The 19268-nt window shown below is 68.5% G+C and carries 22 protein-coding genes and 1 other RNA gene; 14 read left to right on the top strand and 9 right to left on the bottom strand.

Annotation, left to right across the window (positions count from 1 at the left end):
• Positions 1 to 66: 66 nt before the first annotated feature.
• On the top strand, positions 67 to 789 hold the full coding sequence (locus DU502_RS02195; RefSeq protein WP_121920000.1) for a DUF2103 domain-containing protein: 723 nt from the start codon (positions 67 to 69) through the stop codon (positions 787 to 789).
• Between the two features lie 119 nt (positions 790 to 908).
• Positions 909 to 1631, top strand: a complete 723-nt coding sequence (locus DU502_RS02190; protein ID WP_199722687.1) for a ZIP family metal transporter — start codon at positions 909 to 911, stop codon at positions 1629 to 1631.
• Positions 1632 to 1666: 35 nt separating this feature from the next.
• Here DU502_RS02190 and DU502_RS18055 read toward each other — a convergent pair whose 3' ends face one another.
• On the bottom strand, positions 1667 to 1834 hold the full coding sequence (locus DU502_RS18055; RefSeq protein WP_158601150.1) for a hypothetical protein: 168 nt from the start codon (positions 1832 to 1834) through the stop codon (positions 1667 to 1669).
• 210 nt (positions 1835 to 2044) lie between these two features.
• Here DU502_RS18055 and DU502_RS02185 point away from each other — a divergent pair, with 210 nt between their 5' ends.
• The 9 genes from DU502_RS02185 to DU502_RS02145 all read left to right on the top strand — a co-directional run bounded on the left by DU502_RS02185 (position 2045) and on the right by DU502_RS02145 (position 8769).
• Entirely contained in the window at positions 2045 to 2317 is a 273-nt protein-coding gene (locus DU502_RS02185; RefSeq protein ID WP_121920001.1) for an eL43 family ribosomal protein, read from the top strand.
• 1 nt (position 2318) lies between these two features.
• Entirely contained in the window at positions 2319 to 2453 is a 135-nt protein-coding gene (locus DU502_RS02180; protein ID WP_092633386.1) for a DNA-directed RNA polymerase subunit P, read from the top strand.
• A gap of 4 nt (positions 2454 to 2457) precedes the next feature.
• The gene (locus tag DU502_RS02175; RefSeq protein WP_121920002.1) at positions 2458 to 2742 is read left to right on the top strand and encodes a KEOPS complex subunit Pcc1; all 285 of its coding nucleotides are present in this window, start codon (positions 2458 to 2460) and stop codon (positions 2740 to 2742) included.
• 89 nt (positions 2743 to 2831) lie between these two features.
• A complete protein-coding gene (locus tag DU502_RS02170; protein WP_121920003.1) occupies positions 2832 to 3224 on the top strand; it encodes a prefoldin subunit beta in 393 nt (130 codons plus the stop codon).
• Entirely contained in the window at positions 3181 to 3486 is a 306-nt protein-coding gene (locus tag DU502_RS02165; protein ID WP_394339052.1) for a DUF3194 domain-containing protein, read from the top strand. The genes DU502_RS02170 and DU502_RS02165 overlap by 44 nt, the downstream gene beginning before the upstream one ends.
• A 396-nt stretch (positions 3487 to 3882) precedes the next feature.
• A complete protein-coding gene (locus DU502_RS18500; RefSeq protein ID WP_199722688.1) occupies positions 3883 to 4365 on the top strand; it encodes a hypothetical protein in 483 nt (160 codons plus the stop codon).
• A 48-nt stretch (positions 4366 to 4413) separates the two neighbouring features.
• Positions 4414 to 6033, top strand: a complete 1620-nt coding sequence (locus tag DU502_RS02155; RefSeq protein WP_121920005.1) for an Hvo_1808 family surface protein — start codon at positions 4414 to 4416, stop codon at positions 6031 to 6033.
• A 41-nt stretch (positions 6034 to 6074) separates the two neighbouring features.
• Positions 6075 to 7535, top strand: coding sequence for an Hvo_1808 family surface protein (locus tag DU502_RS02150; RefSeq protein WP_121920006.1), 1461 nt, complete (start codon positions 6075 to 6077; stop codon positions 7533 to 7535).
• 76 nt (positions 7536 to 7611) lie between these two features.
• Complete coding sequence (locus DU502_RS02145) at positions 7612 to 8769, top strand: nicotinate phosphoribosyltransferase (RefSeq protein WP_121920007.1); 1158 nt, start codon at positions 7612 to 7614, stop codon at positions 8767 to 8769.
• Here DU502_RS02145 and DU502_RS02140 read toward each other — a convergent pair.
• The 3 genes from DU502_RS02140 to DU502_RS02130 form a co-directional block, all read right to left on the bottom strand.
• Complete coding sequence (locus DU502_RS02140) at positions 8766 to 9164, bottom strand: PIN domain-containing protein (protein ID WP_121920008.1); 399 nt, start codon at positions 9162 to 9164, stop codon at positions 8766 to 8768. The two genes, DU502_RS02145 and DU502_RS02140, sit on opposite strands and share 4 nt — an antisense overlap.
• A gap of 2 nt (positions 9165 to 9166) precedes the next feature.
• Positions 9167 to 9409: an AbrB/MazE/SpoVT family DNA-binding domain-containing protein gene (locus tag DU502_RS02135; RefSeq protein ID WP_121920009.1), complete on the bottom strand. Its 243-nt coding sequence runs from the start codon at positions 9407 to 9409 to the stop codon at positions 9167 to 9169.
• A 103-nt stretch (positions 9410 to 9512) separates the two neighbouring features.
• Complete coding sequence (locus tag DU502_RS02130; RefSeq protein ID WP_121920010.1) at positions 9513 to 10115, bottom strand: TIGR00296 family protein; 603 nt, start codon at positions 10113 to 10115, stop codon at positions 9513 to 9515.
• Positions 10116 to 10236: 121 nt separating this feature from the next.
• Here DU502_RS02130 and rnpB point away from each other — a divergent pair.
• An RNA gene (gene rnpB, locus DU502_RS02125) (RNase P RNA component) lies at positions 10237 to 10620 on the top strand.
• Between the two features lie 90 nt (positions 10621 to 10710).
• Here the strand turns inward: rnpB and DU502_RS02120 are convergent.
• Both DU502_RS02120 and DU502_RS02115 read right to left on the bottom strand, forming a co-directional pair.
• Positions 10711 to 11448: a glycerophosphodiester phosphodiesterase gene (locus tag DU502_RS02120; protein ID WP_121920011.1), complete on the bottom strand. Its 738-nt coding sequence runs from the start codon at positions 11446 to 11448 to the stop codon at positions 10711 to 10713.
• Positions 11445 to 12539 carry an aminopeptidase gene (locus DU502_RS02115; protein ID WP_121920012.1) on the bottom strand — a complete coding sequence of 365 codons (1095 nt, stop codon included), beginning with the start codon at positions 12537 to 12539 and terminating at the stop codon, positions 11445 to 11447. Before DU502_RS02115 ends, DU502_RS02120 begins: the two co-directional genes overlap by 4 nt.
• Before the next feature lie 91 nt (positions 12540 to 12630).
• Between DU502_RS02115 and gnd the strand changes: the two genes are divergently transcribed.
• Both gnd and DU502_RS18825 read left to right on the top strand, forming a co-directional pair.
• Positions 12631 to 13527: a phosphogluconate dehydrogenase (NAD(+)-dependent, decarboxylating) gene (gene gnd, locus DU502_RS02110; protein ID WP_121920013.1), complete on the top strand. Its 897-nt coding sequence runs from the start codon at positions 12631 to 12633 to the stop codon at positions 13525 to 13527.
• Between the two features lie 108 nt (positions 13528 to 13635).
• Positions 13636 to 14235: a 2Fe-2S iron-sulfur cluster-binding protein gene (locus DU502_RS18825; RefSeq protein WP_121920014.1), complete on the top strand. Its 600-nt coding sequence runs from the start codon at positions 13636 to 13638 to the stop codon at positions 14233 to 14235.
• Here DU502_RS18825 and DU502_RS02100 read toward each other — a convergent pair.
• From DU502_RS02100 to DU502_RS02090, 3 genes are read right to left on the bottom strand one after another with little or no spacing between them, the layout of a single operon-like run.
• On the bottom strand, positions 14232 to 16121 hold the full coding sequence (locus DU502_RS02100) for a receiver/sensor box histidine kinase (RefSeq protein ID WP_121920015.1): 1890 nt from the start codon (positions 16119 to 16121) through the stop codon (positions 14232 to 14234). The genes DU502_RS18825 and DU502_RS02100 overlap by 4 nt on opposite strands.
• Before the next feature lie 45 nt (positions 16122 to 16166).
• On the bottom strand, positions 16167 to 16913 hold the full coding sequence (locus DU502_RS02095; RefSeq protein ID WP_121920016.1) for a bacteriorhodopsin: 747 nt from the start codon (positions 16911 to 16913) through the stop codon (positions 16167 to 16169).
• Positions 16914 to 16915: 2 nt separating this feature from the next.
• A complete protein-coding gene (locus DU502_RS02090; protein WP_121920017.1) occupies positions 16916 to 19255 on the bottom strand; it encodes a methyl-accepting chemotaxis protein in 2340 nt (779 codons plus the stop codon).
• Positions 19256 to 19268 lie beyond the last annotated feature (13 nt).

Raw genomic sequence — 19268 nt, 5'->3', positions numbered from 1 at the left:
TGTGTTTTGTGCCGATAGCGATGGCGATGGCCAGCGTTATCCGGCGTGACCGTCTGGCACGACTGTATGGAGTGTAGGCGGTGCGGGTCCCCGCTCGACCGACCGGGAGATTACTGTCTGGTCTGTCACACCGCCAACTGCGACGCCGTCGTCCTCGATATCGACGTGGATCGCGCTCGACTGACGATGCTCGACGAGGAGGACGTTCTGGGGGAGACGACGATCACCACGCGACCCGAGGAGGAGGGGGAGGCGCGGGTGATCGAGCGGCGCAACTTCGCCGGGTTGATCGCGGACGAGATCCGACGCAAGCGACCGGAGACGGTGTTCGCAGCGGGGGATCGGGAGATCATCCGCGCGGTGCGGGCGGAGACCCACTACGAGTTCTACCGCGTCGCGGACGACGATCCGGTGGCGGCGGTACTGGATCGCCGCGGTGATCGGGCGCTCGAAGTCGTGGAGACGGCGCCGAAGGAGAAACTCGGTGGCCGACACACGACGCTGATCGGCGGGCGAAGGGGACGAAAGGCCATCTCGACGGTGGCCGAACACCCGCACGTGAAGAAGATCGTTCCCGGCCCCATCGACGCCGGGGGGAAGGGCTCGCAGTCCGGCCTGCGGGCGAAGGTGACGCGGGCGGACGGCAACGGCAACGTGCGCCTCCTCCTGCGCGACGGGTCGAGCGTACAGGAGAATCGGATCGTCACGACGGCGATGGACCGCGAGACTGGCGAACGCGTCCGCGACGATCTGAACGAGGCGCTGGCGGCCGCCGACCTGCAAGACTGAGCGCCGGGGTCGAGCGGTCGTGGTGGCGGCGGACGGACGAGAACGTGCTCGACTCCCGGCGACGAACATTTGATCGAATCACCCGGATTAATCAGGGTCCGACCACGAGCAATCTCCGAATGGCTGGAACGCTCGTGCAGGCGTTGTCGTACACGATGTTGGCCGTCGTGGCCGCGCTGCTTGGCGGGGTGATCGCTATCTACCGACCCCCCGGGGCACAGATGGAGAGCAACGTGCAACATTTCGCGGCTGGGGTCGTCATCGCCGCCGTCGCCGCCGAACTCCTGCCGGACGTGCACGACCGGGCACCACTCGTGGTCGTCGTCGGGTTCGCAATCGGCGTCGCGACGATGCTCGGCATCCACCGACTGAGCAAACTCATCGAGAAGCGGAACATCGGCGGGAGCTTCGCGGGCGCTGCGGGCTTGCTCATCACCGTCGGCATCGACATGCTCATCGACGGCGTTCTCATCGGGGTGACGTTCCTCACGGAGGCCGCAACCGGCGTCCTCATCGCCGTGGCGCTGGCCATCGAAGTGCTCTTTCTGGGTGTCGCCGGCGTCGTTGCCCTGCCGTCCGGTGTCACGACCCTCCGGAAACTCGCGGTTCCGGCGGCGTTCGGACTGTTGCTGACGACGGGCGTGACCCTCGGCGTCCTCGCACTCGATGGGGTTACCGGGGCGCCTATCGCGATCATCCTCGCCTTTGGCTCCGCGGCACTGCTGTATCTCGTCACCGAGGAACTGCTCGTGAAGGCCCAGAAGGTTCCCGAGACGCCGGTGTCGACGACGCTGTTCTTTCTCGGCTTCCTCTCGATCTTTCTGCTCGATATGATCCACTGACCCGACCCCACTCCGGAGTCCGCACGGGCGAGTCGCTATACGAGGAGGGTTGCACCGAGGCCGATCAACAGGATGATGGCGATGGCACCCTCGACGAGCAGCCCGCGGTCCCGGTCACCCACCACGAACATCACGAACAGGAGTCCGAGGACCGCGACGGTGATGGCGGCGGCCGCGTAGATGGTCTTGACGAGCCCAGCCATGCGTGGGAGTAGTTGACACTGATACTAAACCTCTGGGACGCGCCGTCCGTCGGTGCCGTCGCCAGTGACCACCGGCAGGACGTTGGAGTGGTTCGTGAAAGGGTCGTTTCCGGCCGGAACTCGCCGCCGACGGTCGTATCGTCGTCTGACGGCTTTCGGTAGCGCCAACTCGCAGGGTTTATCCGTTCGCTTCCGGTATTCAGCGGTACTATGGCCGAGAACAAGGCACGCAGCACCGGGAGCGCGGGCCGATTTGGCGCGCGCTACGGGCGTGTCGCCCGCCGGCGCGTCAAGGAGATCGAGAGCGACATGCAGAACGCCACCCTCGACGGTGACAGCGTCACCCGCATCGGGACCGGCGTCTGGAAGAACGAGGAGACCGGCGAAGTGTTCACGGGCGGGGCGTACCGGCCCGAGACGCCCGGCGGCCGCACCGTCAGACGGTCGATCCGCGCGGCGCTCGCTACCGACGACGACGAATAATATGAGCTACAAGTGTTCCCGGTGTAAGCGCGACGTCGAACTCGACGAGTACGGCGGCGTCCGCTGTCCCTACTGCGGGCATCGGGTGCTCCTGAAGGAGCGCGCGCCGACGGTCAAGGAAGTCAACGTCGAGTAACACTGTGGTCGAGTCGTCCGTCGACGACGCACCACACCACCTCTCTCTGCAGTTCGAGTACGACACGGAGCGACGCGCCCGAACCGTCGAGCGGAGCGTCCGGGTCGAGGTGGGCGAAATCGACGACGCGCGGTCGGCAGCGACGGTCGACCGCGACGGCCGGACGGTCGAGGTGCGGATCGGGGCGGCCGATCTCGTTGCCCTCCGCGCGGGCACGAACACCTGGATTCGGTTGCTGGACGTGGCGGAGACGGTCGCGGCCGGCGCGGAGACCGCCAGACGGACGTGAGGGGACGGCGGCCGGGGCGCCGGCGGCCGGCGGCCGACGCGCGGTACGGAATACGGGGCTTTTTCACTCCGGGCCCCAACGCTTCGCGCATGCAAGGGAATCTGCCGCCGGAGGCTCAGGAGAAACTCGAAGAACTGCAGGATCTGCAGGAGACGGCCCAGCAGGTCGCAGCGCAGAAACAGCAGGCCGAGACGACGCTCAACGAGTCCCAGACGGCGCTCGACGCGCTGGAGGACATCGACGAGGACACCGAGATGTACCGCGAGGTCGGTCAGCTTCTCGTCTCGACCGGGTACGACGACGCCTACGACGACCTCGAGGAGAAAGTCGAGAGTCTGGAGGTTCGCGTCGAACAGCTGAGCAAACAGGAAGAGCGCGTCCGCGACCAGTTCGAATCGCTCCAGCAGGAGCTCCAGCAGATGCTGCAGGGTGGCGCTGGTGGCGGCGGTCCGATGGGACCGGGCGGCGCCGGCGGCGCGTAAGGCCGTGGCCGAGCCCGACGACGAGACCGTCGTCCAGACGGCCGCCGAGGCGGCCGAAGGTGTCGTCTTCGCCCACTACCGTCAGTCCGACGTGCGTGATCTGGACGTGACGGTGACGTTCGAGGAGGGCGTCCTCGAAGTCGACGTGTACCTGAACGCGCCGGACGGCGAGGACGACCCGGACCCCGAAGCGGTGGCCGACGAGGCCGCGCGCGCGGCACAGGACGCCGTCGACGACCTCTTCGCCGACGACGAGGCGTAGTAGGAACCGTCGGAAGTCGCGATACACCCGATAAATTCCATTAAACTACCGTTAATCGTCCCGAAGCGGCGTTAACGGCATCCCATTTTACAATCCCCTCGGCCATGAGCGCCGGGTGGAGTGATCGATCGATGCGAGACACGACTCGCCGTGGATTTCTCCGGAGTACCGCAGCGGTCGCCGCGCTGGCGACCGTGCCGACCATCGGCGCCGCGGACCGCGTGTGGCTGACCGCGGAGACGCCGGTGGGGGTGGCGCTGTACGACGTGGAATCGACGGCCGCCGGCGCGTACGCCGTCGGCGAGCGGCTACGTCCTCGAACGTGGCGACGAGGCGTGGGGCATCGCCGCCAGCGGCGGGCCGACCGACAACGGCAACAACCGCTACGGGTCCGACGTGACCGACGACGGCGAACCCGGAACGTGGGACGCCGTCACGCCCGGCAGCGACTCCAACGTCAACGCCCTCGACCTCCACGGTCCCCGTTCGGGGCACGCGGTCGACGGCAACAAGACCGTCTTCGTCACCGACGACGGGTCGACGTGGAAGAAGGTCGGCATCGCGGACGCCAACCACAACTTCTACGGCGTCGACTCGGACGCCACGGACGACCTGACGGTCGTCGGGGGTGGCGGGACGGCGTACCACTGGAACGGCTCGGAGTGGCGACGAGAGGACACCGGCGATGCGTCGCTCCGTGACGTGGAGCGTTCTGGCGCGCACGGGCTGACCGTCGGCGGCGGTGGCGTCGTGTTCCGCCGTGACGCCGGGGACTGGACGCAGGAGGCGACGCCAACCGGATCGAATCTGAAAGCCGTCGTCGACGCCGAGGGGGTCGAAATCGCCGTCGGCGCCGAGAGGACGGTCATCGAACGGTAGCCGGGCACCCCGGGCAAGGTACTTCCGTAACGGCTCCTAACGGGGGGTATGCGAAAGCGGGCATCCGTGGTTTTCGCGGTACTGATGGTGCTGGCGGCGGTCGCTCCGGCGGTGGCCGCGAGCGACGGACCGGCGGCGGTCGACGGTGACCGGGACGTCGTGCAACAGCGCGCCGATCCCGACAGCGACACGATCGGGTGGGAGGGCGGCTACTGGCACGACGACGAGATCGACGTCGACCAGTCCGACGGCCTCTCCGACGAGGAACTCGACGCGTACATCTCCAGAGCGATGGCGCGCGTCGAGTACGTCCGACAAGCGGAGTTCGAGAGCGACGTGCCCGTCGAAATCCTCTCGCGCGAGGAGTTCCAGAGCCAGCGCAACCAGAACGTCACGCCCAACGCCTCGTACGACGCGTGGAACGATCAGGTGTGGGAGGCACTGTTCATCATCGGCGAGGATCGGGAAGCGAACGAGGCGCTCCGCTCCGCGAGCGGCCAGACGACGGCGGGCTTCTACGCGCCCGGCGACGACCGCATCCGGATCATCACCGACTCCCCGAACAGTCCGACCATCGACAACGCGACGCTGGTACACGAACTCACCCACGCCCTGCAGGACCAGCAGGGTGACCTCGGCGAGCAGATCACGCGCACAGAGACCCAAGACGCCGGCTTAGCGACCGACGGCGTCGTCGAGGGCGAGGCCAACTACGTCGAGACGCGCTACACGCAGCGGTGTGGCGTCGAGTGGCAGTGCGTCGAGACGCCGAGCGACGGACCGAGCGGCACGCAAGAACCGCCGAACCTCGGCATCCTCCTGACGCTCCTCCAGCCCTACTCCGACGGCCCGGTCTACATCGACTGGCTCCGCCAGCAGGGTGGCTGGGCAGCCGTCAACGACGCCTTCGAGAACCCACCGGAATCGACCGAGCAGGTGATCCACCTGACCGACGAGGAACCGGTCCCCATCGAGTACGAGAACCGTGCCCGAAACGGCTGGCAGACGTTCCCCGATCAAGGTGAAAGCGGGTCGGACACGGTCGGGGAAGCCTCGATGTACGTGATGTTCTGGTACCAGGCGCGGACGGCCGGCGCGCAAACGATCAACCCGCGCACGGTCGTCCAGACCACCAGTCCGCTCGACATGTACAACTACGACGCGGCGCCCTCGGCAGGGTGGGGGAACGACCGGGTGTTCCCGTACTACAAGGGGAGCGTCTCCGACGGCCAGTACGGCTACGTCTGGGTGACCGAGTGGGACACCGAACGGGACGCCGCGCAGTTCCACAACGCCTACCGCGCCATCCTCGACGCGCACGACGCGCGGTCACAGGGCGACAACACCTACGTCATCCCGAGCGGCGAGTACGCCGACGCCTTCCGCATCGACCGGCAGGGGACGCGCGTCACCATCGTCAACGCGCCGACGGCCGAGCAACTGAGCGGGATTCGGCCGCAGGCCACGGACGGAGGTACGAGTGGCGGCGACGAGAGCGACGACGCGAGTGGGAGTGACGGCGAGTCCCGAGGTACGACGGCGGCCGCTGGCGGTGAGAGCGACGGTGGCTCCACCGGCCTCGAAGCCCCCGGCTTCGGCCCGCTCACGGCCGCCCTCGCGCTGATCGCCGCTATTGCGGCAGTCGCGGTGGCGCGACGACTCGACTAGTCGACGGCACCCTTTTCACGCGCCGACGCCGACCCGGGAGTATGCAGTTTCGCCCGGTCCTGCTCGCGCTCCTCGTCGTCCTCGCCGGCTGTGGGGGGACGGCGGCCGGACCGGACGGGTCGTCGACGGCGACGAACACGCCGTCACCGACGGGAACGTCGACCACGAATCCGACGGGCACCTCCACGAAGACGGCGACTCCCGTCTCCACATCCGCCCACGGCGGCTTCGACGACCCCGCGACCGACCGTCTCGGCTGGGAGGGCGGCTACTGGTACGACGAGTCGCTGCCGGTGACGACGGCCGACGGGTTGAACGCGAGCGAGCGGGAGGCGGTCGTCGCGCGGACGATGGCGCGCGTCGAGCGACTCCGGGGGCTGGAGTTCGAGTCGACGGTCCCGGTCACGGTGGTCTCGCGGGAGGCCTACCTCGCCGACGAGAACGTGACGGCGACGGCGTGGGACGAGCAGGTGTGGGAGGCACTCCTGCTGGTGGGGGAAGACGAGTCGGTCGCGTCGGTGTTCGAATCGTTCTACGGCGCGTCGGTACAGGGATCGTACGTCCCGAGCGAGGATCGGATCGTGGTGGTCAGTGACTCGGAGACGCCGACCGTCGACCGCCGAACGCTCGCCCACGAACTCGTCCACGCCCTGCAGGATCAGCACTTTTCCTCCGTTTTCGACCGCGCGAACCTGACCCGGGACGGGCAGTTGGCGCGGCAGGGCCTGATCGAAGGCGACGCGGGCTACGTCGAGGATCTGTACGAGAAGCGCTGTCGCGGGACGGGCGGCGGCAACTGGTCGTGTCTGCCCCGCCCACCGAGCGGCCCGGGGGCGAGCCTCGACGGCAACATGGGCGTCTACGTCGCCGCCTACCAGCCCTACAGCGACGGGCCGGCGTTCGTTCACCACCTCCGCCAGCGGGGTGGCTGGGAGACAGTGAACGCCGCCTACGCCGACCCGCCGACGAGTTCGGCGCAGGTGATCCACCCCGAACGCTACCCGGACTGGTCGGCGACGACGGTGCGGGTGCCGGATCGCTCCGACGCCAACTGGAGTCGGTTCGACCGCTCGCCGTCCGGGACGACGGTCGGCGAGGCGTCGCTGTTCGCGATGGTGTGGGCGAACGGCGGAACGGAGACGTTCCACCTGCAACGCCCCTCGCGCCCGCACCGCGCCTACAACTACACCCACTCCACCACCGCGGGGTGGGTCGGTGACCGCCTCGTCCCCTACCGGAACGAGTCGGGAGCCGGCGGCTACGTCCTCCGGGCCGAGTGGGCGACGACGGGCGATGCCGCCGCCTTTGCCATCGCCTACCGCGACCTGTTGCGGACGCGCCGGGGCGCGGAACGGCGGGAAGGGAACGTGTTAGTGGTACCAGCGGGCCCCTACGCCGACGCCTACCGCGTCACGCGAAACGGGACGACGGTGACCATCGTCAACGCGCCGACGGTCGACGCGCTCGACGCAGTACACGCCGGCCGAGACGCGTCGTCGTAAGTATGAAGACGAATCTTCTTCGACCGCGTCGACCGAACGAACGGACTTTTCACCGGCCGGCGCGAAGCCGCCGGCTATGCAACCGTTCGACATCGTCCCTCCCGAGGACATTCGCGACGGGACGGCGACCGACGCGTACTTCCAACGGACGGAGACGACGCTCCGCCACGCCGGCCGGAATCCGACGGTCGTCGCGGAAGTGACGGCCGACCAGTTCCCCGACGGCGACTTCGAACTGCTCGCGGGCGTGAAAGACGCCGCGGCGCTGCTGGAGGGGCTAGCGGTCGACGTGGACGCCATCCGGGAGGGACGGCTGTTCGACGGCGGGCCGGTCCTCCGGATCGAGGGGCCGTATCTGGAGTTCGCGCGGTTCGAAACGTCGTTGCTCGGCTTCCTCTCGCACGCCAGCGGGATGGCGACGGCGGCACTGGAAGCGCGGCGGGCGGCGCCGGAATCGACCGTCTTCTCCTTTGGCGCCCGACACGTCCACCCCTCCATCGCGGCTGTCGTCGAACGGAGCGCGTTGCTCGCGGGACTCGACGGCATCTCCCACGTCGCCGCGGGCGAGGTACTCGACCGCGAGGCGGCGGGGACGATGCCCCACGCCCTGCTGATCTGTTTCGGGCGCGGGAATCAGGAGGTGGCGTGGCGGGCGTTCGACGACGCCGTCGCGCCCGAGGTGCCACGAGTCGCGCTGTGTGACACGTACAGCGACGAGGTGGACGAGGTACTCCGAGCGGCCGAGACGCTGGGCGACGACCTCGATAGTGTCCGCATCGACACCACCGGCTCGCGTCGGGGAGACCTCAGACACATCGTCCGGGAAGTGCGCTGGGAACTCGACGCGCGGGGGATCGACGGGGTGGACGTGTTCGTGAGCGGCGGCCTCGGCCCGGCGGAACTCCGAGAACTCCGCGACGTGGCCGACGGCTTCGGCGTCGGCGGCTACGTCTCCAACGCCGACCCCGTGGACTTCGCGCTCGACATCGTCGAAGTGGACGGGGAGCCGGCGGCCAAGCGCGGAAAGCTCTCGGGGACCAAGCAGGTCTACCGGACCCCGGACGGCGGCCACCACGTCGGCCTCGCGGCGCGGGAGGGGCCGGCCGACGGCGAACCCCTCCTCGAACCGCTGATTCGCGACGGCGAGGTGGTTCGGGAGTTCGATCTGGACGCGACGGCGGAGCGGGCGCTGGCCGACGCCGAGGCTGTGGGGTTCGGATCGGACGGGAGCTAGCCTGACTCCTCGGGCTCTAGTGGCTGTCGGTCGAGACCGACCGTATCGTAGGCCTTCTCGCTCGACAGGACCACTTCGTCGGCCGTCGCCGCGACGCCGGCGTGGAGAGCATCGAAGGGCGTCAGGTCGTACTCGTCGATGAAGACCGTCGCCGCGAGGACGGCATCCTCGTGTGCGGCCGGCCTGATCGGGACCAGTTCGAGCAGGTTGGTGACGGCTCGGGGTGCGTCGATTTCGTACTCGGCTGCCTCGTGGTCGTAAAACAGGACCAACACCTCGGCGTACGCCAGAATCGAGGTGTGAACGTCGTACTCGTCGAGCGCACGAAGCACGGACCCGCGGAGCCAATCCTCCTCATTCACCAGAGCCACTAGGAAATCCGTCTCGACGTACACGGTTACCCCGACTCGTCCCGAGCCTCGCGGGCGATGGCCCGCCGGGCGTCCGCCTTCAACCGGTCAGCGTCGTCGCCCTCGAACGCATCACCGACGGCGGCCCGAAGGCCCTCCAGCGGGTCGTCGTCGACAGGAAAGAGGGCGACGTGGCTGGGAAGCTCGACGATACGATACCGCTCCCCGAACCGGTCGCGAACGTCTTTCGGGAGGTAGAGCCGACCCCGTTCGTCCGTCGACTTCGACATACACGTTCGTTGGCCGTGATGACGCTAAAATCTTCCCGTGATTTCGACTATTTTCCCGTACGATACGCTGGTGGCGGGTGGTTCGTACGTAGGACGACCGGCGCTACAGCTGTTCGACGCTCCCGCCTTCGGGGCGCTCGCGGAAGACCTGTCCCTCGAAGAGGGTGATCATGGTGTCGTCGTCCTGCCAGGCGAGCGGGGAGAGGCCGGCTTTCCGGCAGGCGTGGGTGAGGAACTGTTCTTCGTTCCAGCCGTTCTCGACCGGAAGCGTGGGGTACATCCAGGCGTGTTGCCCGTCGGCGTCGATGGCGATGCCGTGTGTGCCGAGTTCGATGTCGGAGAGTGGATCGCTGGTGAGGACGTGATTACAGACGACACAGACGGAGATGTTGAGGCTCTCGAGTTCGGGTGGTTCGATTTCGGAGCCACAGGAATCGCCGGATGCGGCGGTGATGGCCGCGTCGACGATGGCGTGGCCGAGCTGGTCGGAGCCACGATACGCGCCGGCACAGCCACGGAGGCGGCCACGGCCACGGGTGGACGTGATGCGGACGAACGCGCCCGTTCGGGCGTAGAACGCGTCGCGCATACTTCCCGGCTGCTCTCGCTGCCCCTGGAGTACGTACGCCTCGACGGCCTCACGAGCCAGTTCGACCGCTCGAGCCCCGTCCTCGTAAGAAAGGTGTACCGTCTGCGCCTCGGACATACGCCAACGTTGCGCCGAACCGACTTGAAGTCTTCCTTTCCGTCGAAAAGAACCATGATGAATTTCGGCCGACCAGTTCGTGACCGAACGGCTTATTCGACCGACCGATGTAGGTCAGAGTGGCAGAGAGAGCCCGGCCCCCGTGCGCAAGCATGAGGAAAGTCCCCCCACCGTCCGGACAGGTGACCGGGCGCAAGCCCGGAGTCGGAGACGGCTGGCTCTGGAACAGAAACGAGACCACTCGACCCGACCGATGAGGTGTGCGAACCCGAACGCAAGCGAGGGGAGTTAACCCACCGAGGGACGGGAGACACGACGTGTCTCCGAAAGGCGAGCGGCGTCAGCCGCGAGCAGGGAGACGCGACGCGTCTCGCAGACGGTCGAGAACGGATGGAACGGCGAATCCTCACCGGTGCAAGTCCGCCTCGTCAAGGTAGTCCGGACGCGGAGGTGGACGCTCAGCCGAATGCCGGGAAGAACAGAAGGGGGCTTACTCCTCTCAGCCGCTCACTTATCTGTAGTACCAATTGAAAGTCATCGCGCAGCCGATCGCGCGCCGTACTGCGATCGGCTGTGCAAATCGTTTCAATCGCTACTATAGCCACCGCGTTAGCCCGGGATAGTCCGCGATCAGCCCGTCGGCCCCCGACGCCACCGCGTCGCGTGCCTCGTGCCACGTTCGGATCGTCCAGACGTTGACGGTGCGGTCGGTCGGCACGTCGCCCGCCCGAACCGCCGCCAGCGACGGGTGAATCGCGTCGGCGTCGTACCGGGCGGCGAGTTCGCGGCCCACGTCGAGGTTACGACAGAGCGGCGCGAGCGGGACGCTCGAATCTCGCTCCCGGACCGCCGCGAGCGCCCCCTCACAGAACGAGGAGAAGCGCACGTCGCGGTCGCCGAGTTCGTCCAGCACCCGATCCACGAACGGCTGCCAGCGCTCGCGGGCGGCGGTCCGCTCGGCCGCGGGGAGCGACCCCCGACGGACCGACGTGCCGGGGCGCTTGAGTTCCACGTCGAGCGGCACGGCCGTTTCCGCGACCAGTCGGTCGAGGGTCGGCACCCGTTCACCGCTCCCCCGTACCGTGGCAGCCGTCACCGTCTCGGGCGGGTGGTCGGCTACGGTTCCTGTGCCGTCGGTGATGCCGCGGCTCTCCGGTCCCGAATCCAGCCGCGCGTCGTGGAAGACAATCGGCGTGCCGTCCGCGCAGGCGACGGCGTCGAGTTCGACCCGGTCGGCGCGGGAGGCGGCCGCCCGAACGGCGCCGACCGTGTTCTCGGGGTTGACGCCCGCGAAGCCGCGGTGGGCGATCACAACGAGGTCGGCGTCGGTCATCCCTCGAAGCCGTCTTCCCACCGGAAGACGCCGTCGCGCTGGATCACCTCGCCGTCGACGACGAGACGGGAGCCCTCGCCCATCCGCGTGATGAAGTCGGTGTGGATGGCGCTCTCCGTCCCCGTCTCGCCGTCCGGGAGGCAGGCGTCGTACGCACGGCCGAGCGCGAGGTGGACCGTTCCGGCCATCTTCTCGTCGAAGAGGACGTTGTCGGTCGGACGGGTGATGCCGCGATTCATTCCCACGCCGAGTTCGCCCAGTCGCTTCGCACCGGCGTCGGTGTCGAGGAGGTCCGCGAGGGCGTCCTCACCTTCGCTGGCCGCGAACTCCACCACCTCGCCGTTCTCGAAGACGAGGTGGGCGTCGCGAATTCGACGCCCCTGCACCGTGATCGGCACGTCGAAGGTGACTTCGCCCTCGGTACCGGCAGGCGCGGTGAACACCTCGCCGCTGGGGAGGTTGTGGGAGTCGTAGGCGACGCTCGCGGCGCTGTTGACGGCCGTCCGGCCCGCGATCGAGAGCGTGAGGTCCGTCCCCTCGGCGACGAGATGGACCTGACGGCCGTCGTCGAAGATGTCTTTCAGGCGGCCCATCTCCGTCGCCAGCGACTCCCAGTCCCGGAGGACGGCGTCGTAGACGAAGTCCCGGTAGGCCTCGTAGGACATGCCGGCGGCCTGCGCGAGCGAGCGGGTGGGGTGGACGGTCGACACCCAGTCGGTCGCCAGACGCGCCTCGCGCACCTCCTCGCGGGCACGGGCGTAGGCGCTCTGGGTATCGCCGGGCACGTCGGCGGTGGCGGTCGTGTTGCGGCCGCCGCCGAGCGAGAGATAGACGTCGGCGCGGTCGTAGAGGGCGCGTTCGGCGTCGGCGGGGCCAAAGTCGCCGTCGTGGGCGCGAAGGTAGGCGCGAGACACCTCGTCGGAGCCGTAGGTGGCGACGAGCGTCGCCCCCCGCTCCCCGAGTGCGGCGGCGACGGCGACGGCGAGGTCGTGAGCCCCTTCCGCGACGCGCATCACCACCTCGTCCCCGTCCTCGACGCGCGCGCTCCAGCCGACGAGCGTCTCGGCGTGGGCGCGGATGCGGTCGTCCATGCGGGAAAGAAGACAGGCGGATGCAAAAGCGTCCGGGCGCCGGCGAACCACAACCACAACCACTACTTCCCGGCGCCACCCAGACCGGTCCATGCAACTGGGCGTGATCGGACTGGGACGGATGGGACGGATCGTCGTCGACCGCGTACTCGACGCCGGCCACGACGTTGTCGCGTTCGACATCGACGAGGACGCGGTGGCGGCGGCTGCCGACGAGGGTGCGGAGCCGGCCGACTCGATTCCGGACCTCGCGGCGCGACTCGGCGCCGACAAGCGCATCTGGCTGATGGTCCCCGCGGGCGACGCCGTCGACGCCGCGCTGGCGGAACTGGAGCCACACCTCGACGGCGACGACATCGTCGTCGACGGCGGCAACTCCCACTTCGAGGACTCGACCCGGCGGGCCGAGGAAACCGCGGCGGCGTATCTCGACTGTGGGACGAGCGGCGGCCCCGCCGGCGCCGAACTCGGCTTCTCGCTGATGGTGGGCGGTCCCGAGGCGGCCTACGCGGAACTGGTTCCCGTCTTCGACGCCGTGGCGACGGGGCCGGACGGCCACGACCGGATGGGACCGGCCGGCTCGGGCCACTACGTGAAGATGGTCCACAACGGCGTCGAGTACGCGCTGATGCAGGCCTACGGCGAGGGGTTCGAACTCCTCCACGAGGGACGGTACGATCTGGATCTGGAAGCGGTCGCGCGGACGTGGAACAACGGCGCCGTCATCCGGTCGTGGCTCCTCGAACTCTGCGAGGAGGCGTTCCGCGAGGAAGGATCGGATCTGGGCGACGTGGCCGACCACGTCGCCGGCGGGTCGACGGGGACGTGGACGGTACAGGAGGCTCTGGAGCGAGAGGTGCCGGTGCCGCTGATCCACCAGGCGCTCGCGGAGCGGTTCGCGTCGCGGCGGGACCGATTCTCCCGGCGCCTCGCCAACCGCCTGCGGTACGGCTTCGGGCGGCACGAGGTAGCGCGGCGGGACGCGTAACGCCGCGGGAGACGCGCCGTGAGCGGGGTGGAGTCGCCACACGGCGTCCGGCTGTGGTTCGAAAATCACATCACAATCCCCTTAACCCCCGAATCCGTAGCGCCGCGCATGGTCGAGGTAAATCTGGTGGGACTGAGCATCGGGGCGCTCCTGACGCTCACCGCTGTCGCGCTCCATCTATCGAAGGGGACGGGATGGACACCCACCACCGACATCAGCCAGGAGGTACTCGAACGCCGGGCGGAGTCGGTGCCGGAGACGGACTTCCCGGAACCCATGAACCGAGCCATCGGCGCCGGCGGGGGTGGCGCCGTCGGGGCCGGTGCCGTCGCTGGCGAGGGTGAAGGCGCCGAACTCGAAGGCGGCGAGGCGGCCGCCGAGGAATCGGGGCCGTGGGACGTGCCCGACGACGAGGCCGAAACCTTCGAGATCGAGTACGCCAAGGAGGGCGCGACTATCGAGGTCAAGGAGAACGAGACGGTGCTCGAAGCGGGCGAGGACGAGGGCTGGGACCTCCCCTACGCCTGTCGGCAGGGCCAGTGTGTCTCCTGTGCCGGCCAGATCACCTCCGGCGGCAACTCCGAGGATTACGTCGTCCACGACGACCAGCAGATGCTCGACGACAACGAACTCGACGACGGCTACACGCTGACCTGCGTCGCCTACCCGAAGGCCGACTTCACCATCGAGACGGGCGAGGCGCCCTAGAGCGTCTCGACGCCGACGAACTCGAACCGCGCGCCGCCGTCCTCGGCGTCGCGTGCGGTGACCGACCACCCGTGTTCTGCCGCGATTCGCTCGACGATGGCGAGCCCCAGCCCCGTGCCGCCCGACCCCGTCGTGTACCCCGCCTCGAACACGTCGCTGCGGTCGTCCGGGAGGCCGGGGCCGTCGTCGGCGACGTAAAACCCCGACTCGTCGTCGAGGCGGTCGAGGGTGACGGTGAGGGGGTCGGCGCTCGCCTCGCCCCCGTGATCGACCGCATTCCGAAACAGGTTTTCCAACAACTGCCGGAGCCGTGACTCGTCGGCTCGGATCGGTCGATCCACCTCGACGACGAGCGTCGCGTCGCCCGTCTCGACGGTCTGCCAGCAGGCCTCGGCGACGGCGGCCAGATCGACCGTGTCGGGGTCGAGGGCATCGCCCTGTCGCGCTAGCGTTAGCAGATCCTCGATCAGGTCGAACGCTCGGTCCAGCGAGCGCGCGGCGCGGTCGAGGTCCGCGTCGTCGTATCGCTCCCGAGCGAGTTCGAGCGACCCGTCGACGACGGTGAGCGGCGTCCGGAGGTCGTGACTGACGACGCTCGCGAACGCCTCCAGTCGTTCGTTCTGCCGTTCGAGGTCGCGGGTCCGTTCGAGAAGCGTCAGCGCGGTGGCGGCGTTGGCCGCGAACACCTCCGCGAGGTGGCGATCCGACCGGTCGAACGCGCCGACATCGGTGTCGCCGATGCTCAGGACGCCGTGGTCGCCGATGGGGACGAACATCGACGCCCGGGCGTCCTGTCGGTCGTAGCCGTCGTCGACCTCCTGAACGTCGGCGTAGATGTTCGTCTCCCCCTCGGCGAACGCCCGGCCGGCAGTCCCCTCACCGACGGCGTAGACGGGGCGTTCGCCGAGCATCCGCTCGGCCGAGGAGGTGATCGCGACCGGGTGGAGCTCCGTTCCCTCCTCGTCGACCAGTCGGACGAGATTCGTCTGGTAGCCGAGGACGTCCCGAACGGCAGCGGTGATGACCTCGGCCACCTCGGTCCGGCTCTCGGCGCGGAGCAGGTCACGCGTGGTTTCGTGGAGTCGTTCGAGCGTCCGCTCGCGGTGCTTGCGCTCCGTGATGTCGACGTACAGTCCGATGGTCCCGATCACGGTTCCGTGCTCGTCGATGCGAGGGCTCGCCCGGAACAGCGTCTCGATGTGCTCGCCGTCCGCGGCGACGAGCGTCCGCTCCTGCTGGCCGAACGTACCCTCGCGGCCGCTGTCGAACCCCTCGACGGCGCGGTCCATCGACTCGTCGGCGTACAACTCCCAGACCGAGCGCCCGAGCAGTTCGTCGCGGTCGTAGCCGAGACGGTCGAGAAACCGGTCGTTGCAGTCCTCGATGATCGGCTCGTCGTCGACGCTACGGAAGACGACGTACATCACGGGTGCGTCCTCGAAGAGTTGGTGGTACTGGGACCGCTCGGTCCGGAGGGTTCGTTCGACGCGTCGCTTCGTCACGGCGTCGCGGATGCGATGAGCGAGGAGTTCGTACTGCGTCGTCCCAGTTCCTTTCCGAACACAGTCGGTGATGCCGGCGGCGAGGGCGTCGCTAGCGACGGCGTCGAACGCCTCGGTATAGAGGAGGAACGGTAAGTCACCGTGGGCGTCGCGGACGGTCCGTGCGAACTCGATACCGTCGATGTCGGGGAGCCGGTGCGCGCTCAGAACGCAGTCGACCGAGGCGCGATCGAGGCGGTCGAGCGCGTCGGCGGCGGTCGTAACCCGCTGGATCGACAGGCCGTTGTCGACGCGTTCCAGTTGCTCGGCCGCGTCGGCGGCGAACGCGTCGTCGTCGTCGACGTACAACACGTCGATGGACGATGCAGAGGTCGGTTCGTGCATACGCAGGGAGTGTCGAATGGGGCGTCTGGCGCCCACACCGCGTCGTCAGTCGGCCGCGGTGGACGTCGAGTCCGCGTCGGCGTCGGGATCGACCGTGACAGCGCCGGCGCCGGCGTCGCCGCGGTCGGCGTCCGCGAGGGCGTCCATCCCGTCGACCGCCAGCGCGACGAACGCCGCTTTGCTGATCAGGTCGAGGTAGGCGACGACGAGCATCGTCATGTCACGGGTGAGCAGGCCGATGCCGGACGGCGCAAGGACCCAGACGATCGGGTACAGCGTCCACAGCGCGATGGTGAGGTTCCGGAGGGTAATAAACAGGATGCGTGCCCGCTCGTTCGAGAACGTCGCCAGCCGGGGGATGCGGCCGTAGAGTTCGTACACGAGGACGCCGAAGCAGACGACGCCACCGGCGAACGCCGCCCAGCGAATCGGGCCGGAGAGGACGACAGCGACACCGCCGAGAGCGAGGAGGGCGATGTCGGCGACGACGAGACGGAGGAGCGAGCCGCGGCCCGTCCGTCCGAGCATCGAGAGGAACAGGAGGATGAGCGGCGTCGTGATCAGCCAGTCGACGTATCGAGGGATGGAGACGACGCGGCCGGAGGCCGACACCGTCCCGATATCGAGCGCCATCAGGGCGTAGGCGACGGTGGCGACGCCCGTCACGCCGGCGAGGGCGAGGTAGTGTCCGCGCCGGTCGGGATCGTTCTGCAAACCCCACAGCGGCGGAATCGTTCCGAGTGCCATCCCGATCGCACCGAGTGCCGCCCACGTCGTTGCCGTTCCGAGCATGATCAGATCCCTCCCGTGTCGCGGCCGCCGTCACCGAGCGCGTCCGCGCGCTGGCCGCCGGCCATCGTGTCCGCACCGGTCGTGCCGACGTCGAAGTCGGCGAGCTGTTCGCGAAGCCGAGCCGCCCGCTGAGTCAGTTCGTCCGCGGCGTCGTCCACCTCGCTGATGGTCCGTTCCTGGCGGTCGGCCGTCTCGGTGACGCCGGTCGCCTGCTCGGCGGTCTGCTTGCTGATCGCCGCCACCTCGTCGAGACTCTGGACCACGCGTTCGGTGGAGTCGGCCTGCCCGTCGGTGGCGTCGGCGATGCCCTGGATGCTGGAGTCGATCTCCTCGACGTAGTCGGCGATGCGTTCGAGCGCGTCGATGGCGCCTTCGACCGTCTCGACACCCTCGGTGACGCGCTGACTCGTCTCCTGTGTCCCGGAGACAACCTGTTCGGTGCGTTCGCGGACCGACTCGATCCGCGCTTCGATCTCGCTCGCGGATTCCTTGGTCTCCTCGGCGAGGTTCTTCACTTCGTCGGCGACGACGGCGAAGCCGTCGGCGTCGCCTGCGTCGCCGTTGGCGTGGGCGGCCTCGATGGAGGCGTTGAGTGCGAGCAGGTTCGTCTGCTCCGCGATGTCGGAGATCACGTCGACGATCTCGCCGATCTCGGCCATCTCCTCTTTCAGCGCCTCGACTTCCTCCTGAGTGTGGTCGGTCGTCTCCTCGATGCCGTCGAGTTCTTCGACCGCTGCCTCGGCGGCAGCGCGACCGTCCGCGCCGGCTTCGGCCGCGCGTTCGGAGGTGTCGGCGACGGTGTCGACGGTCGCCGCGATCTCCTCGGCGCTGGCCGAGAGGTCGTTCACCTCGCCGGTCATGTCCTGCAGGCTCTCGGTCTGGCTTCGGGCGCCGTCCGCAATCTCCGCGACCGACTCGTTCATCGCCTCGCCGGCCGCCATCACGTCCGTCGCGTTCCGGTCGACCGCCTCGGCCGCGTTCGCCACGTCGGCGCCGAACGCTTTCACCTCCTCGATGGTCGACTCGATGGCCGAGACCATGTCGTTGAACGCCGTGCCGATAGTCGCCATCGCGTCGTTCGTGTCGTTCACGTCGATCCGGCGGGTGAGGTCGCCGTCCGCCACGTCCTGCATCACGTCGCCGTACGCCTCGGCAGTGCGTTCGAGGCGTTCGTTCGTGGCGGTGGCCTCGGCGCGGGCTTCCTCCGCCTCGGTGCGGGCTTCCTCCGCCTCGGTGCGGGCTTTCCGCGCCTCCGCGAGCGCCTCCTCCGCTTCGGTGATGCGCTCACGGAGCGAGGCGCGCATCTCGTCGAACGCGTGGTAGAGCTGTCCGATCTCGTCGGTGCGGCCGGTCGTCAGATCCACGTCGAGGTCGCCGGCAGCCATCGCTTCGGCCTTCCCGGAGAGTCGGCGGAGCGACAGCGTGGTTCGGCTGCCGATGGTGACGCCGATCAGCGCGAGGCTGACGACGGCCACGAGGATGAGCCCGACGATACCCGAGACGACTGCGCGTTGGACGGCGAACGCCTCGGCCGCGGGTTCGGCGATCACGACCGACCAGTCGGTCGCACCGACGGGTGCGGCCGCAGTCACCGTGTCACCCTGCTGCTCGAACGTCTGCCCCTCGAACGCCGACGCCGGGACGGCCGTCGACAGTTCGTCGGTCGACGAGCCGATCAACTCGGCGTTCGGGTGGGCGACGACGGTCCCGTCACCGTCGACCACGATGGTCCGGCTGTGTTCGGTCAACTGGTCGAACTGGGCGACCTGCTGTTCGAAGTTGATCATGTAGACCAGCAGTCGGTCCTCCCGTCCGTCGACCGGCGTCGCGACGGCAATGGTCGTGAAGTCGACGACTGAGGGGCGGAACGGATCGGTGACGAGTACGTCGTTCGGCCCCGAGAACGAGACACCTTCCTGCGCGAACGGCGCGCCCTGTGCGCGGGCATCGACGCCGACGAGTTGCTCGTTCGAACTCGTGATGATCTCGCCGGAGTCGGCGTCGACGTAGTGGGTGGCGACGACACCGGGCGGCGCTCGGTCGTCGCTCGCCAGTTCGTCGAGATACGCCGTTACCGTGGCGCGGTCGTCGCTCCGGAGCGCCGGGTGGTCCGACGCGCTTCGAGCCTGTGTCTGGACGCCCGACAGCCAGGCGTCGAGCCGTTCGGCCCGTTCGTCGGCCGTCCCGGCCAGATGCTGTTCGACGTCGGCGCGCAACTGCGCGGACGCGTCGGCGCTCACGACGGTCCCGACTCCCACGGTCAACAGGATGACCACAGTGAACGCCACCGCGAGTTTGAGTCCGTATCGTTCTCGAATGCGGTTCAGGAAGGGGATGCCCATGCTTGTGCGCCGT

The organism is Haloplanus aerogenes (assembly GCF_003856835.1).
In the GTDB taxonomy this organism is placed as follows: domain Archaea; phylum Halobacteriota; class Halobacteria; order Halobacteriales; family Haloferacaceae; genus Haloplanus; species Haloplanus aerogenes.
Note: the sequence above shows the minus strand (reverse complement) of the source record. Positions and strands in the feature narration are given on the sequence as shown.

Excerpts from the sequence above, each read along its gene's own strand:
- DU502_RS02195 (WP_121920000.1), top strand. The coding sequence starts at position 67 with ATGGAGTGTAGGCGGTGCGGGTCCCCGCTCGACCGACCGGGAGATTAC.
- DU502_RS02190 (WP_199722687.1), top strand. The coding sequence starts at position 909 with ATGGCTGGAACGCTCGTGCAGGCGTTGTCGTACACGATGTTGGCCGTC.
- DU502_RS18055 (WP_158601150.1), bottom strand. The coding sequence starts at position 1,834 with ATGGCTGGGCTCGTCAAGACCATCTACGCGGCCGCCGCCATCACCGTC.
- DU502_RS02185 (WP_121920001.1), top strand. The coding sequence starts at position 2,045 with ATGGCCGAGAACAAGGCACGCAGCACCGGGAGCGCGGGCCGATTTGGC.
- DU502_RS02180 (WP_092633386.1), top strand. The coding sequence starts at position 2,319 with ATGAGCTACAAGTGTTCCCGGTGTAAGCGCGACGTCGAACTCGACGAG.
- DU502_RS02170 (WP_121920003.1), top strand. The coding sequence starts at position 2,832 with ATGCAAGGGAATCTGCCGCCGGAGGCTCAGGAGAAACTCGAAGAACTG.
- DU502_RS02155 (WP_121920005.1), top strand. The coding sequence starts at position 4,414 with ATGCGAAAGCGGGCATCCGTGGTTTTCGCGGTACTGATGGTGCTGGCG.
- DU502_RS02150 (WP_121920006.1), top strand. The coding sequence starts at position 6,075 with ATGCAGTTTCGCCCGGTCCTGCTCGCGCTCCTCGTCGTCCTCGCCGGC.
- DU502_RS02145 (WP_121920007.1), top strand. The coding sequence starts at position 7,612 with ATGCAACCGTTCGACATCGTCCCTCCCGAGGACATTCGCGACGGGACG.
- DU502_RS02135 (WP_121920009.1), bottom strand. The coding sequence starts at position 9,409 with ATGTCGAAGTCGACGGACGAACGGGGTCGGCTCTACCTCCCGAAAGAC.
- DU502_RS02130 (WP_121920010.1), bottom strand. The coding sequence starts at position 10,115 with ATGTCCGAGGCGCAGACGGTACACCTTTCTTACGAGGACGGGGCTCGA.
- DU502_RS02120 (WP_121920011.1), bottom strand. The coding sequence starts at position 11,448 with ATGACCGACGCCGACCTCGTTGTGATCGCCCACCGCGGCTTCGCGGGC.
- DU502_RS02115 (WP_121920012.1), bottom strand. The coding sequence starts at position 12,539 with ATGGACGACCGCATCCGCGCCCACGCCGAGACGCTCGTCGGCTGGAGC.
- gnd (WP_121920013.1), top strand. The coding sequence starts at position 12,631 with ATGCAACTGGGCGTGATCGGACTGGGACGGATGGGACGGATCGTCGTC.
- DU502_RS18825 (WP_121920014.1), top strand. The coding sequence starts at position 13,636 with ATGGTCGAGGTAAATCTGGTGGGACTGAGCATCGGGGCGCTCCTGACG.
- DU502_RS02100 (WP_121920015.1), bottom strand. The coding sequence starts at position 16,121 with ATGCACGAACCGACCTCTGCATCGTCCATCGACGTGTTGTACGTCGAC.
- DU502_RS02095 (WP_121920016.1), bottom strand. The coding sequence starts at position 16,913 with ATGCTCGGAACGGCAACGACGTGGGCGGCACTCGGTGCGATCGGGATG.
- DU502_RS02090 (WP_121920017.1), bottom strand. The coding sequence starts at position 19,255 with ATGGGCATCCCCTTCCTGAACCGCATTCGAGAACGATACGGACTCAAA.